This is a genomic window from Bradyrhizobium sp. RD5-C2 (genome assembly GCF_019972155.1).
Classification (GTDB): Bacteria; Pseudomonadota; Alphaproteobacteria; order Rhizobiales; family Xanthobacteraceae; genus Bradyrhizobium.
Genome location: NZ_BOVL01000019.1, coordinates 1 through 16,728, shown reverse-complemented (window position 1 = coordinate 16,728; position 16,728 = coordinate 1). Strand labels below are relative to the sequence as shown.

General features: G+C 64.9%; 14 protein-coding genes. 5 read left to right on the top strand and 9 right to left on the bottom strand.

The features are described 5' to 3' along the window. Positions 1-39: 39 nt before the first annotated feature. Complete coding sequence (locus BraRD5C2_RS21060; protein WP_223971028.1) at positions 40-2,181, bottom strand: hybrid sensor histidine kinase/response regulator; 2,142 nt, start codon at positions 2,179-2,181, stop codon at positions 40-42. A 331-nt stretch (positions 2,182-2,512) separates the two neighbouring features. Here BraRD5C2_RS21060 and BraRD5C2_RS21055 point away from each other — a divergent pair, with 331 nt between their 5' ends. The 3 genes from BraRD5C2_RS21055 to BraRD5C2_RS21045 all read left to right on the top strand — a co-directional run bounded on the left by BraRD5C2_RS21055 (position 2,513) and on the right by BraRD5C2_RS21045 (position 7,541). Beyond that, complete coding sequence (locus tag BraRD5C2_RS21055) at positions 2,513-2,800, top strand: FeoA family protein (protein WP_223971025.1); 288 nt, start codon at positions 2,513-2,515, stop codon at positions 2,798-2,800. Next, positions 2,797-4,671 (top strand): ferrous iron transporter B, encoded by a 1,875-nt coding sequence (gene feoB, locus BraRD5C2_RS21050; protein WP_223971022.1) that lies wholly within the window; start codon positions 2,797-2,799, stop codon positions 4,669-4,671. The genes BraRD5C2_RS21055 and feoB overlap by 4 nt, the downstream gene beginning before the upstream one ends. A gap of 113 nt (positions 4,672-4,784) precedes the next feature. Continuing rightward, positions 4,785-7,541: a bifunctional acetate--CoA ligase family protein/GNAT family N-acetyltransferase gene (locus BraRD5C2_RS21045; protein WP_223971019.1), complete on the top strand. Its 2,757-nt coding sequence runs from the start codon at positions 4,785-4,787 to the stop codon at positions 7,539-7,541. A gap of 22 nt (positions 7,542-7,563) precedes the next feature. On the opposite strand, the gene BraRD5C2_RS21040 is transcribed toward BraRD5C2_RS21045, so the two are convergent. The 5 genes from BraRD5C2_RS21040 to BraRD5C2_RS21020 form a co-directional block, all read right to left on the bottom strand. After that, positions 7,564-8,349 carry a succinate dehydrogenase iron-sulfur subunit gene (locus BraRD5C2_RS21040; RefSeq protein WP_223971016.1) on the bottom strand — a complete coding sequence of 262 codons (786 nt, stop codon included), beginning with the start codon at positions 8,347-8,349 and terminating at the stop codon, positions 7,564-7,566. Between the two features lie 18 nt (positions 8,350-8,367). Next, entirely contained in the window at positions 8,368-10,209 is a 1,842-nt protein-coding gene (gene sdhA / locus BraRD5C2_RS21035) for a succinate dehydrogenase flavoprotein subunit (RefSeq protein ID WP_223971013.1), read from the bottom strand. Between the two features lie 3 nt (positions 10,210-10,212). Then, on the bottom strand, positions 10,213-10,587 hold the full coding sequence (gene sdhD, locus BraRD5C2_RS21030; RefSeq protein WP_223972489.1) for a succinate dehydrogenase, hydrophobic membrane anchor protein: 375 nt from the start codon (positions 10,585-10,587) through the stop codon (positions 10,213-10,215). A gap of 14 nt (positions 10,588-10,601) precedes the next feature. Then, positions 10,602-11,000, bottom strand: coding sequence for a succinate dehydrogenase, cytochrome b556 subunit (gene sdhC / locus BraRD5C2_RS21025; protein ID WP_050402512.1), 399 nt, complete (start codon positions 10,998-11,000; stop codon positions 10,602-10,604). 228 nt (positions 11,001-11,228) lie between these two features. Further along, entirely contained in the window at positions 11,229-12,149 is a 921-nt protein-coding gene (locus BraRD5C2_RS21020; protein WP_223971011.1) for a LysR family transcriptional regulator, read from the bottom strand. Between the two features lie 141 nt (positions 12,150-12,290). On the opposite strand from BraRD5C2_RS21020, the gene BraRD5C2_RS21015 reads away from it, so the two are divergent. Continuing rightward, positions 12,291-13,151 carry a sulfite exporter TauE/SafE family protein gene (locus tag BraRD5C2_RS21015; RefSeq protein ID WP_223972487.1) on the top strand — a complete coding sequence of 287 codons (861 nt, stop codon included), beginning with the start codon at positions 12,291-12,293 and terminating at the stop codon, positions 13,149-13,151. Between the two features lie 9 nt (positions 13,152-13,160). Here the strand turns inward: BraRD5C2_RS21015 and BraRD5C2_RS21010 are convergent, their stop codons facing one another. The 3 genes from BraRD5C2_RS21010 to BraRD5C2_RS21000 form a co-directional block, all read right to left on the bottom strand. Next, complete coding sequence (locus tag BraRD5C2_RS21010) at positions 13,161-13,595, bottom strand: DUF3658 domain-containing protein (protein ID WP_223971009.1); 435 nt, start codon at positions 13,593-13,595, stop codon at positions 13,161-13,163. A 120-nt stretch (positions 13,596-13,715) separates the two neighbouring features. After that, a complete protein-coding gene (locus BraRD5C2_RS21005; protein ID WP_223971006.1) occupies positions 13,716-14,213 on the bottom strand; it encodes a hypothetical protein in 498 nt (165 codons plus the stop codon). 12 nt (positions 14,214-14,225) lie between these two features. Continuing rightward, complete coding sequence (locus BraRD5C2_RS21000; RefSeq protein ID WP_223971003.1) at positions 14,226-15,755, bottom strand: malonate--CoA ligase; 1,530 nt, start codon at positions 15,753-15,755, stop codon at positions 14,226-14,228. 87 nt (positions 15,756-15,842) lie between these two features. On the opposite strand from BraRD5C2_RS21000, the gene BraRD5C2_RS20995 reads away from it, so the two are divergent. Beyond that, positions 15,843-16,604, top strand: a complete 762-nt coding sequence (locus BraRD5C2_RS20995; protein ID WP_223971000.1) for an SDR family oxidoreductase — start codon at positions 15,843-15,845, stop codon at positions 16,602-16,604. Positions 16,605-16,728: the final 124 nt, after the last annotated feature.

The window sequence follows — 16,728 nt, the reverse complement described above, 5'->3', positions numbered from 1 at the left end:
CAGGGACGACAGTGCGTTTGATGCGCGCACGCAATCACCTCAACCCGCCGGCGCCTGGTCCCGCTTCAGCCGGCGCGAGCGCGTGGCCTTGTGCAGCACGCGGGCTAGCTGCTCGGCCGAATACGGCTTCTGCAGCAGCTCGAAGCCGCCGCTGCCTTGCTGCGACAGCACCTGGCTGTAGCCGGAGGCGAGCACGATCGGTAGATCGAGCCGTTGCCGGCGGATCTCCTCAGCAAGCTCGATGCCGCTCATGCCGGGCATCACGACATCGGTGAATACAAGGTCGAACCTGTCGGGATCGACGGCCAGCTCCTCCAGCGCGTGGGTGGCGTTCTCGACCAGCATGCAGGTGCAACCGAGCTGGGTCAGCGTGTCGGCGGCGAACTTTCCGACCTCGGCATTGTCCTCGACGATCAGGACCGACGCGCTGGTCGGATCGAAAGGCGCATCCTCCGTGAGCGGCGATTGCGCGCTGTGTCTACCGACGACACGCGGGAGATACAGCGTGAATGTCGAGCCCTTGCCGACCTCGCTGGCCACGGTGACCTCGCCGCCGGACTGCTTGGCGAAGCCGAACACCTGCGACAGGCCAAGGCCGGTGCCGTGACCGACCTCCTTGGTGGTGTAGAACGGCTCGAAGATGCGGCCGAACAGCTCCTGCGGAATGCCGACGCCGGTATCGGTCACCGACACCGCGACATGGCCGTGCGGGCTCGGCGGCGTGATCGCCTCGGCCGGCAGTTTGCTCACGGTGCGGACCGCGATCGTGAGCCGGCCGACGCCGTCCATCGCGTCGCGCGCATTCACCGCCATATTGATGATGGCGGTCTCAAACTGGCCGGCATCGGCGTTGACGAGGCAGGTCTCGTCCGGCACCTGCGCCGTGATCTCGATCCGCGAGCCGATCAGGGTGGTGATCATCTCGCTCAGGGTGCGGACATTCTGGCAGACGTCGAACACCTCGGGCTTCAGAGTTTGCCGGCGCGCGAACGCAAGCAGCTGGTTGGTCAGCTTGGCGGCACGGTTCACGGTGTTGGAGATTGCATCGATGTAGCGCTGCCGCCGTGGCTCCGGCAGGTCCGGCCGCCGCAACATGTCGACCGACGCGCGGATCACGGTGAGCAGATTGTTGAAGTCATGCGCGACGCCGCCGGTGAGTTGCCCGAGTGCCTCCAGGCGCTGGCCATGCCGCAACGCGTCCTCGGCCTCGATGCGCCGGTCGGCCTCCTCCTCCAGGCGTTCGGTTCGCTGATAGGCGAGCACGAGCAGGCCGAACAGCAGCGCAGTCGCCGGTATGCCGAAGATCAGGTGCTGCGCCATGGTCGCGATCCAGCGCGCGTGGATCGCCGAGGTCTCGAGCCCGGCGCTGACATAGATCGGGTATTCGGCCAGCCGCTGATAGCGCATGCGCCGTTCGATGCCGTCGGCCGGGGAACGGATCGTCATGCCGCCGGTCTCGGGATTGGCGACGATCTGCCGTCCGAGCGGCCCGCTCGGCTCGAACCTGGCGTCGTGGTCGATGACAGGGAAATGCGCCAGTATCGAGCCATCGGTCCGGATCAGCGCCAGGAAGCTGCCGGGCTCGCGGCCGATCTTGGCGTAGAAATTCTCGAAATATTCCGGAAGCACGGAGGCCTGGATCACGCCGCCAAAGCTGCCGTCCTCGTTGTTGCGGCGGCGGCCGACGCTGAAGAACCGCGCGCCCTGATAGGGTGCCCGCGGCGTCAGCACCTCGCCGATATAGGTGCCGATTTCGCGCTCGGCGTGGATGCGGAAGTAATCCCGATCCGAGAAATCGATGTCGGGGGCCGGTTGCACCAGGCTGTTGACCAGGGCATGGCCGTTGGCATCGAACACCCAGATCGATTTCACCTGGGGGAGCGTGTCGGCGACCCGGCGCAGCCGCTCGTGCAGGCTCTTCTCGCGCGCGACGATCTCGGCGTCGCTCATGCCGCGGACGACCTCGGTGATCTCGGCGAGGCTCCGGTCGATGGTCTCGAACACCTTGAGCGCGTGCTCGTGGGTGACGTCCAGCGTACGCTGGATTTCCTGGTCGGCGGCCTCGCGGGTCGAAATCCGGGACATTGCGGACGCGAACAGGAACAGCGCCAGCGGAAGGGCCAGCGAGGCGGCCATCATCCATCGCAGCAGTCTCAGCGAATTGCGTTGTGCGGTCGGCACGGGTGCTCCGGCTTCTTGCGGACCTTAACGCAAACCGTCGCGCCGAAGAAAGCGAATCCCCATTCCGCCGCCTGGCGCGCCGGCTGCCTCGCCATCCAGCCGCCGGTCAAGGTTACCGGAGGCCAAATCGGATTGATCGATGGGGAGGGCTCTCGTCCGGGGCGGCGGAGGACGGATGCTGCCGGGCGTCATCACGACCCCGTTAGCGCCGCGCCGCCAGTCAAGCGGAAAATCGGCCGGGATGACGGTCGCGGGCGCTGTTTTTAGGAGTTCTAAAACCTCTCACGGGCAAATGCTTGACCCTGTGACTACCTGCTGAAACACAGGCCGCATGACAGGCGATCCAAACTCCTTCCAGGATAATCTACAGGACATCCGGCTCGGACATGCGGATCGCGGTTTTGTCGGAAAAATCATCAGGCTCGATGCGCTCGTGACGGGGTCATCGCTGTCTCCGCAGGAGCTCGAGCAGCGCCTGGTGGAGATGGGATTTGTCGAGGGCGCGCGCGTGGAAATCCTGCATGAAGGCACGATCCGGCGGGATCCGATCGCGGTGCGCGTCGACAACATCACGATCGCGCTGCGCCGGAGCGAAGCCATGGCCGTGATCGTCGAATGACAACTGCATCCCTGCGCCTGGCGCTGGTCGGCGCGCCGAACACCGGCAAGACGTCGCTGTTCAATCGGTTGACCGGCAGCAGCCAGAAGGTCGCCAATTATCCCGGCGTCACGGTCGAGCGCAAATCCGGCGGCTTCGTCACGCCGGAGGGCCGCAGCGTGACGGTGCTCGACCTGCCCGGCACCTATTCGCTGCGCGGCCGCAGCCCGGACGAGGAAATCACCCGCGACATCGTGCTCGGCCGCTTTGATGGCGAGGCAGTGCCCGATCTCGTGCTCTGTGTTGCGGATGCCACCAATCTGCGGCTGACCTTGCGGCTGGTGCTCGAGCTGAAGCGCGTCGGCCGGCCGATGATGCTCGTGCTCAACATGATCGACATCGCGAAGCGCCGCGGCGTGACGATCGACCTCGATCGGATGTCGCAGGAGCTCGGCCTGCCGATTGTAACCTCGGTCGCGGTCCGCAAGGGCGGCGTCGACGAGCTCTTGAAGCGGACCGACGAATTCCTGGCCCGGTCGCATGAGGCGACGGCCAGCGCGTGGGCGACGCCGACGATTGCCGACCTCAAGGCGGCGCAGCGCGAGGCGGACCGCATCATCGCCGCCGCGGTGACGTTGCCGACCAAGCCCGACACGCTGACCAACCGGATCGATTCCGTCGTGCTGCATCCGGTCTGGGGTCTTGTGATCCTGGCCGTGATCCTGTTCGTGATGTTCCAGGCCGTGTTCACCTGGGCGCAGCCGGCGATGGAGTTGCTGTCGGACGGCTTCTCCGCGCTCGGGCAGCTGATCCACGATTTGCTGCCGGAAAGCTGGAGCCTGTTGCAGAGCTTCCTGCAGAACGGCCTGATTTCCGGCGTCGGCAGCGTCATCGTGTTCCTGCCGCAGATCATCATCATCTTCCTGTTCATCCTGCTGCTGGAAGATTTCGGCTACATGGCGCGTGCCGCATTCCTGATGGACCGCATCATGGGCGGCGCCGGGCTGCATGGCCGCGCCTTCATTCCGCTGCTGTCGAGCTTCGCCTGCGCCATTCCCGGCATCATGGCGACGCGGGTGATCGACAACCGGCGTGATCGCCTGACCACGATCCTGATCGCGCCGCTGATGACCTGCTCGGCGCGGATCCCGGTCTATACGCTGATCATCTCAGCCTTCGTTCCGGCGACCTCGCTGTGGGGCTTCGTCAACCTGCAGGGCCTCGTGATGTTCGGCCTCTATGCCGCCGGCATCACCAGCGCTCTGACGGTCTCGGCGGTCGCAAAGTTCTTCCTGTGGCGCGACCATGCGCCGGCGCCGTTCATGCTGGAGTTGCCCGACTACAAGGTGCCGCGGCTGCGCAGCATCGCGATCGGCGTGCTCAATCGCGCCAAGATGTTCCTGTATCGCGCCGGCACCACGATCCTCTCGATGATGGTGCTGATCTGGTTCCTGGCCTCGTTCCCGACCGCGCCCGCAGGCGCCGAGGGGCCGGCGATCAACTACAGCTTCGCGGCGATGATCGGCCATGCGCTCGAGCCGCTACTGCGGCCGATCGGCTTCAACTGGCAGATCGCGGTGGCGCTGATCCCGGGCATGGCGGCGCGTGAGGTCGCGGTCGCGGCGCTCGGCACCGTCTATTCGATCGAGGGCGGCAAGGAGGCGGCGGAGCAGATCGGCCAGGTGCTGGCGCAGAAATGGACGCTGGCGACCGCGCTGTCGATGCTGGTCTGGTACATCTTCGCCCCGCAATGCGCTTCGACGCTCGCGGTGATCCGCCGCGAGACCGGCGGCGCGAAGTGGATGGTGGTGACGTTCCTCTACATGCTCGCGCTGGCCTATGCCGCGAGCTTCCTGACCTTCAATCTGGCGCAGGCGCTGGGGCTGCATTAGCCGGGCCGACGCGTTCTGTCGCGGCGGCAATGGGTGCAATGGGGCGGGCGACGAAGTAGAGTTCGTTCGGGGGCGCCTCCCGCGCATCCACGGGTTCCCTGCGAGACCACGCAATGTCGACGTTCGGCCTGGAGCGGGTATTTTCGCCTCGAAGCATCGCGGTGGTCGGCGGCAGCCCGCGGCCGTCGTCGCTCGGTGCGGCCGTGCTGCGAAACCTCAAGGCGAGCGGCTTCGCCGGCAGGCTGGGCGTCGTCAACCACAACTACGGGGATGTTGACGGCGAGCCCACCGTTGCCGATCTGAAATCGCTTCCGTTCGTTCCGGACCTCGTCGTCATTAGCGCACCGCCGGCGGCGATCCCGGAGATCGTGGCGGAGGCCGGGCTCGCCGGCGCTGCCGGCGCTGCGATCCTGTCGGCCGGTCTTGGCCATGGCGCGGGCTCGCTCGCGGAGATCGTGGAGCAGACGGCGCGGCGGCACGGCATGCGCCTGGTTGGGCCGAATTGCCTCGGAATCATGGTGCCGCGCGCGAAGCTCAATGCGAGCTTCGCCTCGCATCAGCCGTCGGATGGCCATGTCGCGCTGATCTCGCAATCCGGCGCGGTCGCGTCGGCGATGATCGAGTGGGCGGCGGAGCGGCGGCTCGGCTTCTCCGGCATTGCATCGATCGGCGACCAGCTCGATGTCGACGTCGCCGATCTCCTGGATTATTTCGCGCTCGACGATCATACCAGCGCGATCCTGATCTACCTCGAAGCGATCAAGGATGCGCGCAAGTTCATGTCGGCGGCGCGCGCCGCGGCACGCATGAAGCCGGTCGTCGTCGTCAAGTCGGGGCGGATGGCCGAGGGGGCAAAGGCCGCCGCGACCCACACCGGTGCGCTGGCCGGCTCCGACGCGGTCTATGACGCCGCGTTCCGCCGCGCCGGCATGCTGCGAGTCTACGACCTTCGCCAACTGTTCGACTGCGCCGAGCTGCTCGGCCGCGGTTTCGTGCCGCGCGGCAACCGGCTCGCGATCCTGACCAATGGCGGGGGGCTGGGCATCCTCGCCACCGATCGGCTGGCCGAGCTCGGCGGCGTTCCCGCGACGCTGTCGCCGCAGACCATTGCGCGGCTCGACGAGTTGCTGCCGCAGGGCTGGTCGTCCGCCAATCCCGTCGACATCGCGGGCGATGCCGACGCCGCCCGCTACGTGGTGGCGCTCAACGCGCTGCTCGATGACGCCAACAACGACGCGGTGCTGGTCGCGAATGTCGAAACCGCGGTGGCGCCGGCGGAGGGGATTGCCGAGGCGGTGGCGCAATGCGTGCGTGACCGCAGGACGAAGCGGAGTGCGGTCGCCGCATTGGTGCTTGCGGCGTGGGTCGGCGCCGACGAGCGTACCGGTGCGATCTTCGAGGCGGCGCGGATTCCGCACTTCCCGACCGAGGACGATGCGGTGCGCGCCTTCATGTATCTGGTGCGCTATCGCGAAGCCTCCACAGCGCTCGCCGCGACCCCGCCCGGCGTCGCATCGGTGTTCACGCCGGAGACGGCGGCGGCGCGGCATGTGGTCGTGAAGGCGTTGTCGGAAGGGCGCGCCTGGCTCGATCCAGCCGAGATCGTCGCCCTGTTCGAGGCCTATCGCATTCCGATCGTGACGACGGTCGTGGCCGACAGTGCCGAGGATGCCGCCGAGAAGGCGGCGCCGTTCCTCGCCGAGGGGCACGCGATCGTGGTCCGGGTGTTCTCGCGCGACATCCGGCATGCCTCCGATGTCGGCGGCGTCATCCTCGACCTGCGCACCAGGGACAGCGTTGTCGATGCGGCAAGGACGGTGCTGGAACGCGCCCGAAACGCACGGCCGGATGCGACGCTGCAAGGCGTGACGATCCAGCCGATGATCGTGCGGCGCGCGGCGCGCGAGCTGATCCTCGGCATCGCCGACGATCCGACCTTCGGTCCGGTGGTCGTGTTCGGCCGCGGCGGCCCTGCGGTCGAGGTGATCAACGACAAGGCGGTGGCGCTGCCGCCGCTCGACATGAATCTCGCCCATGAGCTGGTCGGGCGGACGCGCGTCTCGCGGCTGCTCGGCGGCTATGGCGATGTGCCGGCCGTCTCGGCCGAACTGGTGCCGCTCACCCTGGTCAAGCTGGCGCAGATGGCGGCCGACATTCCCGAGGTCGCCGCGCTCGATATCAATCCGATGCTGGCGGACGAGACCGGCGTGCTTGCACTCGATGCGCGGGTGGCGATCCGCAAGCCGGCGCGGCTGTTCGCCGGTCAAACCAGACTGGCGGTCAGGCCCTATCCGTCGCAATGGGAGGGTGAGCTGGCGCTACGCGACGGTTCGCGCGTCACGGTGCGGCCGATGCGGCCGGAGGACGAGCCGATGGTCGCCGCGTTCTTCAAACGCGTCACGGCCGAAGACCTCAGGCTGCGCTTCTTCCACGCGATGAAGGAATTCTCGCACGCCTTCATCGCGCGCCTGACCCAGCTCGACTATGCGCGCGCGATGGCGTTCGTGGCACTCGATCCGGCGACCGGCGAGATGATGGGAGCGGTCCGGCTGCATTCGGACTCGCTGTACCAGAACGCCGAATACGCGATCCTGCTGCAGTCCGATCTCAAAGGCAAAGGGCTCGGCTGGGCGCTGATGCAGCTCCTGATCCACTATGCGCGGTCGGAGGGATTGAAGCGGCTGTCCGGCCAGGTGCTGACCGAGAACACCACGATGATCGGGATGTGCCGCGATCTTGGCTTCACCGTCACGATGGATCCGGAGGATCACAGCATCGTCGATGTCGTGCTCGACCTCGATCGATCCGCGGTCGATGCGGTCGGCGCCGATATCCTGATCCGGCGAGCTGCGGCTGGCCGCTTGTCATAGCGCCAGCCGCGGCTGTGTCAGATCAGATCTGGCGTTCGACCATCTTGAACTTGAGCTCGGCGATCGCCTCCGAGGGGTTGAGGCCCTTCGGGCACGCCTTGGCGCAGTTCATGATGGTGTGGCAGCGATAGAGGCGGAACGGATCTTCGAGATTGTCGAGCCGCTCGCCGGTCGCTTCGTCGCGGGAATCGGTGACCCAGCGCGTCGCCTGCAACAGCGCGGCGGGGCCGAGGAAGCGCTCGCTGTTCCACCAGTAGCTCGGGCAGGAGGTCGAGCAGCAGGCGCACAGGATGCACTCGTAGAGACCGTCGAGCTTCTCGCGGTCCTCGTGGCTCTGCCTCCACTCCTTCTGCGGCGTCGGCGTCGTGGTCTTCAGCCACGGCTCGATCGAGGCATACTGGGCGTAGAAGTTGGTGAGGTCGGGGACGAGGTCCTTGACCACCGGCTGGTGCGGCAGCGGATTGACCTTCACCGCGCCGCCTGCGCCGACGTCGTGCATCGACTTGGTGCAGGCCAGTGTGTTCTGGCCGTCGATGTTCATCGCGCAGGAGCCGCAGACGCCCTCGCGGCAGGAGCGGCGGAAGGTCAGCGTCGGGTCGATGTGGTTCTTGATCCAGATCAGGCCGTCGAGCACCATCGGACCGCAATCATGGGTGTCGACATAATAGGTGTCGACGCTCGGATTCTTGCCGTCGTCCGGGTTCCAGCGATACACCCGGAATTCGCGCGTCTCGGTGGCGCCGGTCGGTTTCGGCCAGGTCTTGCCGCCGGAAATCTTCGAATTCTTCGGAAGTGCGAATTCAACCATGCTTGCTCGCCTTCGTTCTCAGTAGACCCGCGCCTTCGGCGGGATGTACTGCACATCATTGGTCATCGTGTAGTCGTGGACGGGACGATAATCGATCGCGGTCTTGCCGGCCGGATCGATCCAGGTCAGCGTGTGCTTCATCCAGTTCTTGTCGTCGCGGGCCGAGAAGTCTTCGCGCGCATGCGCGCCGCGGCTTTCGGTGCGGTTCGCCGCCGAATCCATCGTCACGATCGCCTGCACGATCAGATTGTCGAATTCCAGCGTCTCGATCAGGTCGGAATTCCACACCAGCGAGCGGTCCGACACCGAGATGTCGCCGACGCCGCCATAGACCTTGTGGATCAGGTTCTGGCCTTCATGCAGCACGTCGCCGGTGCGGAACACCGCGCAATTGTTCTGCATCACATGCTGCATGCTGTCGCGCAGCTTCGCGGTCGGCGTGCCGCCGGAGGCGTGGCGGAAGTGATCGAGCCGGCCGAGTGCGAGGTCGGACGAATCCTTCGGCAGCTCCGGCTGCTTGGCGTTCGCCGTCAGCTTGTCGGCAAGGCGCAGCGCGGCGGCGCGGCCGAACACCACGAGGTCGATCAGCGAGTTGGAGCCGAGGCGGTTGGCGCCATGCACCGAGACACAGGCCGCTTCGCCGATCGCCATCAGGCCCGGCACCACCGAATTGTCGTCGCCGTTGCGCTTGGTCAGGACTTCGGCGTGATAGTTCGTGGCGATGCCGCCCATGTTGTAGTGCACGGTCGGTACGATCGGGATCGGCTCGCGGGTGACGTCGACATTGGCGAAGATCTTCGCCGATTCGGAGATGCCCGGCAGCCGCTCATGCAGCACCTTCGGATCGAGGTGATCGAGGTGCAGGAAGATGTGATCCTTCTTCTTGCCGACGCCGCGGCCTTCGCGGATCTCGATCGTCATCGCGCGCGAGACGACGTCGCGCGAGGCGAGGTCCTTGGCCGATGGCGCATAGCGCTCCATGAAGCGCTCGCCCTCGGAGTTGACGAGATAGCCGCCTTCGCCGCGGGCGCCTTCGGTGACGAGACAGCCCGAGCCGTAGATGCCGGTCGGATGGAACTGGACGAACTCCATGTCCTGCAGCGGCAGGCCCGCGCGCAGCACCATGCCGCCGCCGTCGCCGGTGCAGGTGTGTGCCGAGGTGCAGGACGCATAGGCGCGGCCATAGCCGCCGGTCGCCAGGATCGTGGTCTGGGCGCGGAAGCGATGCAGCGTGCCGTCGTCGAGCTTGAGCGCGATCACGCCGCGGCAGACGCCCTGGTCGTCCATGATCAGGTCGATGGCGAAGAACTCGATGAAGAATTCGGCCGAGTGGCGCAGCGACTGGCCATACATCGTGTGCAGCATGGCGTGGCCGGTGCGGTCGGCGGCGGCGCAGGTGCGCTGCGCCTGGCCCTTGCCGTAGTCCAGGGTCATGCCGCCGAACGGACGCTGATAGATCTTGCCGTCCTCGGTGCGCGAGAACGGCACGCCCCAATGCTCGAGCTCGTAGACCGCGTCGGGCGCGTTACGCACCATGTATTCGATCGCGTCCTGGTCGCCGAGCCAGTCCGACCCCTTCACGGTGTCGTACATGTGCCAGCGCCAGTCGTCGGGATGCATGTTGCCGAGCGAGGCCGAGATGCCGCCCTGCGCCGCAACGGTGTGCGAGCGGGTCGGGAACACCTTGGTGATGCAGGCGGTGCGCAGTCCCGCTTCCGAGCAGCCGACCACAGCGCGCAGGCCCGCGCCGCCGGCGCCGACCACGACGACGTCGTAGGTGTGGTCCTGGATCGGATAGGCCTTGCCATTGGTGGCCGGGCCACTGCCGTTGGTGGCCTTGCCGTTTCCTTCACCGGCCATGGGTTATACTCCCGACGACAATTTGAGGATTGCGTAGATCGAGGCCAATGCGACCGCGACGCAGAAGAAGTTGTTCGCCATCACGCAGGCGATCTTCAGCTTCTCGTTATGGATGTAGTCTTCGAACACGACCTGCATGCCGATCTTCATGTGCCAGGTGCTGGCAACGATGAAGAGCAGCAGGATGATGGCGATCGGGATCGAGCCGAGCATCTGCGCCGCGCCGGCATGATTGCGGCCGATCAGCATGATCACCACGACGATCACGGGAACGATCAGGAGCGTCATCGCAACCGCGGTGAGGCGCTGCCGCCAGAAATCGCTCGTGCCGGTATGTGCCGAGCCGAGGCCGCGGACGCGTTCCAGCGGCGTGCGCATCGAAGAGCGGCCGCTCATCGTCCACCTCCAACCGCGTAGGCAATGATCCAGACCAGCACGGTCAGCGCGATGCCGGCGACCAGTGCACCCCAGGTCAGCGCTTCGCGCTCATTGGCCTTGAAGCCGTAGCCAAGGTCCCAGACGAAATGCCGGATGCCGCTGCACAGATGGTGCATCAGCGCCCATGTGTAGCCGAACACGATCAGCTTGCCGATCGCGCTGCCGGTGAAGGCCTGGACATTCGCATAGGCGGTCGGGCCGGAGGCGGCTGCGATCAGCCACCAGGCGAGCAGCAGGGTGCCGAAATAGAGTGCCACACCTGTGGCGCGGTGGACGATGGACAGCGCCATCGTCAGCGTCCACCGGTAGGTCTGCAAATGGGGTGAAAGCGGTCGTTCGATCCTGGCGGTCATCGGCGGGCTTTATGGTGTGAGGGACCGCGGCCGGCCCATCGGGGAACGCGGTAGAGGAGTTCTATTTACGGAGTCGGATCAGCCCGCGCAACGGCCAAATAGCCTTCGGTCGAACCGAAGTTCATTGTTAGAGTTGCCGAATTCTGGTTGATCCGCAGTGTGGTATACCAGATGCAAGTTCGAATGAACCAAAGAATGAATATGAAATCCGAATATCGGCCGGCACATTTAACGGCGCGCGGACGGGCCCCGGAAGGCGTCGATTTTGCCCCATTGTTCCACCAGAAAATCGACGAATGCCCTGATCTTAGGCGATGCGAGGCGTGACGGCTGAAGCGTCAGATATAGCGGCGTAGGGGCCGGCTCATGATCGATCAGCAGGCGTTGCAGGCGACCGTCCGTAAGATCGGTCTGCACCTGCCACGACGGCACACGGACGATGCCCGCGCCTTCCCGCGCTGCAGCGACCAGCGCCTCGAGGCTATTCATCCAGAGCCGACCGGATATGCGGAATTTGCGACCCGTCTTCGTGCCGTCGGCAAAGCGCCATTCTGCGCTTCCAGGTGAATCGGAAAACACCAGGCAGTCATGCGCCGAAAGATCGCCCGGCGCTCGCGGCACACCGCGCCGCGCGAGATACTCAGGTGATGCGCACACGATCATCTGCAGATCGGTGAGCTTGCGCGCGATGAGCTGCGAATCCCGCAGGCGCCCGATCCGAATAGCCAGCTGGATATCCTCCTCGATCATGTCGACGGCGCGGTCGATCAACAGCAGGTCGACGGCAACAGCCGGATAGCGGCGCAGAAATTCCACCAGCAACGGTGCGATGACGAGCCGCCCGATCAGGCTCGGCGAGCTGACGCGGATCCGGCCCGATGGTTGATGCGGATCGCGTGCCAGCGCGGCCTCGATTTCCCTGACCTCGCCAAGAACGGATTTCGCACGCTCGTAGAGGATGCGGACGTCATCGGTCAACGCGAGCTGACGGGTGGTGCGCAGCAGCAGGCGAGTGCCGAAATGCTCCTCAAGCGCGCTGATCTGGCGGCTGACCGAGGTCAGCGAGCTCGGCAGCGACCGCGCCGCCGCCGACAGGCTGCCGGTCTCGACCGCGCGGACAAAGGCTGTCATCGCCACAAGCTGGTCCAAGCCCGATCCTTCCGCATTTTGCAACAGAGCCTGCTCAACAGCATAGATACTCCCGAATCCCAAAAGGGGCTATTGCTCTCCGCGAACAGTCACAAGACGGCGCCAATGCCTGCGTGCGGCGCCAACCACCGTGCGAAGGACATGATGGCCGGCCTCGATCCCAAGGAATTGCTTGAGCTTGCGCTGCTACTGATCGCTGTCGGCGCGCTGTCCGGCTTTCTCGCCGGCCTGTTTGGCATCGGCGGCGGTGCGATCCTGGTGCCGGTGTTCTACGAATGCTTTCGTCTCGCCGGCGTGCCGCTCGAGGTGCGGATGCCGCTCTGCATCGGCACCTCGCTCGCGATCATCATCCCGACCTCGCTGAGCTCGTTCCGTGCCCACTATCGCCGCGGCGCGGTCGACATGGAGATCCTGAAGCGTTGGTGGCTCCCGATCGTGATCGGCGTTGCCGCCGGCAGCGTCACCGCGCGCTTCGCGCCTGAGCGGCTGTTCAAGATCGTGTTCGTCGTGGTGGCGTGGTCGGCGGCGGCGCGGCTGCTGTTGGCGCGCGAAAGCTGGAAGTTCGGCGACGACGTGCCGAAAGGTTTTCTGATGCGCGTCTATGGCTTCTTCGTCGGCCTGCTGTCGACGCTGATGGGGATCGGCGGCGGCCTGTTCGCCAATTTGCTGATGACCTTCTACGGCCGGCCGATCCATCAGGCCGTCGCGACGTCGTCCGCCCTCGCAGTGCTGATCTCGATCCCCGGCGCGCTCGGCTATGTCTATGCCGGCTGGCCCGCCGCCGCGCGCTTTCCCGACGTCGCCGCGCTGCAACTGCCGTTCGCGCTCGGCTATGTCTCGCTGATCGGCGCGCTGCTGGTGATGCCAACCACGCTGGTCACCGCGCCGCTCGGCGTCAAGGTCGCCCACGCGCTGTCGAAGCGCGCGCTGGAGGTGGCGTTCGGGGCCTACCTCTTCATCGTCGGCGGACGGTTCGTGATCAGTCTGTTGGGCGGGCATTAGCCGGGAAGGCTACGACAGCTGGCCTGCAGGCGGGACCTTCAATCGGATCATGCTATTGCCCCAGTACCGCAGGTCGCCCTGGCTCTCAAAGTGGCCAGCACTTGCCAATGCCTGAATCCGTGCAGCGATCGTTTCGCTGTTGATCACCAGCCCGATGTCCGTGCAATTCAAAAAGGCCTGACCCACGATCAGCATCATCTTCCGCCATCTTGGCTCCATGACAGAGAAGATGATCTGGTCGAGTTTGCTGACCGATACGGACAGGTTTGGCGAAACTTCATCCCAAGTGATCTTGCTGCTGATCCGTGGGCGTTTGGGGCGCGGCTCCAGCTCTGGATGCTCGGCATAAATGTCGTACAGTTTCCCGTATACGATTGCGACGGCCTTGGTCAGATGCCCCAGCAAGGCGTCGCACTCGGTCTTGTCGATTCCCTTCGTGGCCATGACCGTACGCTCGAGTGCTCGGCCCACGTTCTGGAGATGCTTCTTTAGTTCGACCGCCCGCTCTCGATCCATCCAAAGGCCCCGTGACTATGCTTTGCGAATATCCTTCGGGCTACGAAACTAGTCCTTCAATCGGACTTCGCTGCGACCCCATACTCGAAGATCGCCGACGCCTTCTATACGATCGGAATCTGAAAGTGCCCGCAATCGAGCTGAGATTACCTCGTGACTGATGGGCAAGCCGAGTTCCTCGCAGCGCTTTCCGGCATTGGTCAGAAGAACCGTCGTCTTTTGCCATCGCGATTTCAGGAGCGAGAGGATGATTTCGTCCAGTTGGCCTTCGGTCACCGATGACGGAAGGCTCACATCGCTCCACGTAAGCTCGCTGCAGATCTCGGGCGGCAACTGGTCAACGTCCGTCGGCATCAGCTCGGGATATTGTTCCCAAATCTGCAACAGCAGCTTGTCCTGCAAGTCGAAGACGATTTCGCGAAGCAGGCCGTCGAATTTGAGCCGCTCGACCTTGGCTAGACCTGCGATGGCTAATCTTGCCTTGTCCATCGCTTCCCAAGCATCGAGCAAGTGATCGTTGATCCGGTCCGCCTGCTCCCGCTTCATGGTCGTTTTGCCTCAACCCTTCGCGTAGATATCCTTGTACGTATCGCGCAAAATATTCTTCTGCACCTTGCCCATCGCATTGCGCGGCAGCTCGTCGACGACAAACACGCGCTTGGGCATCTTGAATTTGGCCAGCCGCCCGTCGAGTGCCTTCAGCACCGAAGCCTCGCTGATGTCGGCGCCCTTGCTGCAGACGAGGACGGCGGTGACACCTTCGCCGAAATCGGCATGCGGCACGCCGATCACGGCGGATTCGATCACGCCGGGCATGGCGTCGATCTCGCTCTCGATCTCTTTCGGGTAGACGTTGAAGCCGCCGGAGATCACCAGATCTTTGCCGCGGCCGAGGATGTGGACATAACCCTTGCCGTCGATCTTGCCGAGATCGCCGGTGATGAAGAAGCCGTCGTCGCGGAATTCGGCCTTGGTCTTCTCCGGCATCCGCCAGTAACCCCTAAACACGTTCGGGCCCTTGACCTCGATCATGCCGATGGTCTCGCGCGCAAGCTCCTTGCCGTTCTCGGGATCGGTGACCCGCACCGAGACGCCGGGCAGCGCGAAGCCGACCGCGCCGGGCACGCGGTCGCCGTCATAGGGGTTGCTCGTGTTCATGTTGGTTTCGGTCATGCCGTAGCGTTCGAGCACGGCATGTCCGGTCCGCGCCGACCATTCGCGATGGGTGTCGGCGAGCAGCGGCGCGGAGCCCGAGATGAACAGCCGCATGTGCTTGGTGGCGTCCTTGTTGAGGCCGGGGTTCTGCAACAGGCGGGTGTAGAAGGTCGGCACGCCCATCATCACGGTGGCGCGGGCCATCAGCTTCAGGATCGCGTCCGGATCGAACTTCGGCAGGAAGATCATCGAGGCGCGCGAGAACAGCGTCACGTTGCTCGCCACGAACAGGCCGTGGGTGTGATAGATCGGCAGCGCGTGGATCAGCACGTCCTTGTCGGTGAAGCGCCAGTAGTCGACCAGCGAATAGGAGTTCGACGCCAGATTGTCGTGCGACAGCATCGCGCCCTTGGAGCGGCCGGTGGTGCCCGAGGTGTAGAGGATCGCGGCGAGGTCGTCATTGCCGCGCGGCACGGTAGCAAATTCCTTCGGCGCCTTGTCGGCCGCCTCGGTCAGCGAGCCCTTGCCACTGGGATCAAGCGTCTCGACCTTGGCGCCCACCTTGGCGGCGATCGGCTTGATGCCCTCCAGCTTGGAGGGATCGCAGACCACCAGCGACGGCTCGGCGTCCGTGATGAAGTATTCGAGCTCGTTCAGCGTATAGGCGGTGTTGAGCGGCAGATAGACGCCGCCGGCGCGCACGGTGGCGAGATAGAGCACCAGGGCCGAGACCGACTTCTCGGTCTGTGCCGCGACGCGGTCGCCCGGCTTGACGCCGCGCTCCACCAGCACGTTCGCCATCTGGCCCGCGCGTGCGATCAAATCGCCGTAGGAGATGCGGCTGCCGTCGAGCTGCTCGATCGCGAGCCGATTGGGGTCGTCGAGGCCGTCGAACAGGCGGGAAAACAGGTTGGCGTTGGTGGTCGTGTTCATGCAACATCCCCTGAGGGGCGAAAGCGCCGGTAAGAGTCCGGTTGGATTAGCAAAAACGCCCTTCGGAAAGCAACGGAGACAGTTTGCATGACAAATAATGGGAAACGCGTGGCCTGGGTCACCGGCGGCGGCACCGGAATCGGCGAATCCGGGGCGGAATTCCTGGCTGCGGACGGCTGGACGGTGGTGATCTCCGGCCGCCGCAAGGAAGAGCTCGACCGCGTGGTGGCCAATATCACGAAGAAGGGCGGCAAGGCCGAGGCGATCCCGCTCGATGTCAGCAACAAGGCCGACGTCAACAAGGCCGCCGAGACGATCGTCGGCAAGCACGGCCGCATCGACCTCTTGGTCAACAGCGCCGGCATCAACGTGCCGAAACGCAGCTGGGCCGACATGGAACTGGAAGGCTGGGACAAGCTGGTCGAGGTCAACCTCAACGGCGTGCTCTATTGCATGCGCGCGGTACTGCCGACGATGCGCAAGCAGCAGGACGGCTGCATCATCAACGTCGCCTCCTGGGCGGGCCGCCACGTCTCGAAGATGCCGGGCCCGGCCTACACCACCACCAAGCACGCGGTGCTGGCGCTGACCCATTCCTTCAACATGGACGAATGCGTCAACGGCCTGCGCGCCTGCTGCCTGTCGCCGGGCGAGGTCGCAACCCCGATCCTGAAGCAGCGACCGGTGGTGCCGAGCGAAGCCGAGCAGGCCAAAATGCTGCAGCCCGAGGATTGCGGCCGCACCATCGCTTTCGTCGCCAGCATGCCGGCGCGGGTCTGCATGAACGAGATCCTGATCAGCCCGACGCATAATCGCGGATTTATTCAGACCCCGGCGAACCGGGATTAGGCCGCGGGTCCTTCCGCGCTTACAAAAACGTAGGGTGGGTTAGCTTTGCTCTTTCAGGAGGTTGTCCATCTGGTCTGAACCGAGGAAGCTGAGGTTGCGAAGCTTCAGTGTTCCAAGGAAAGAC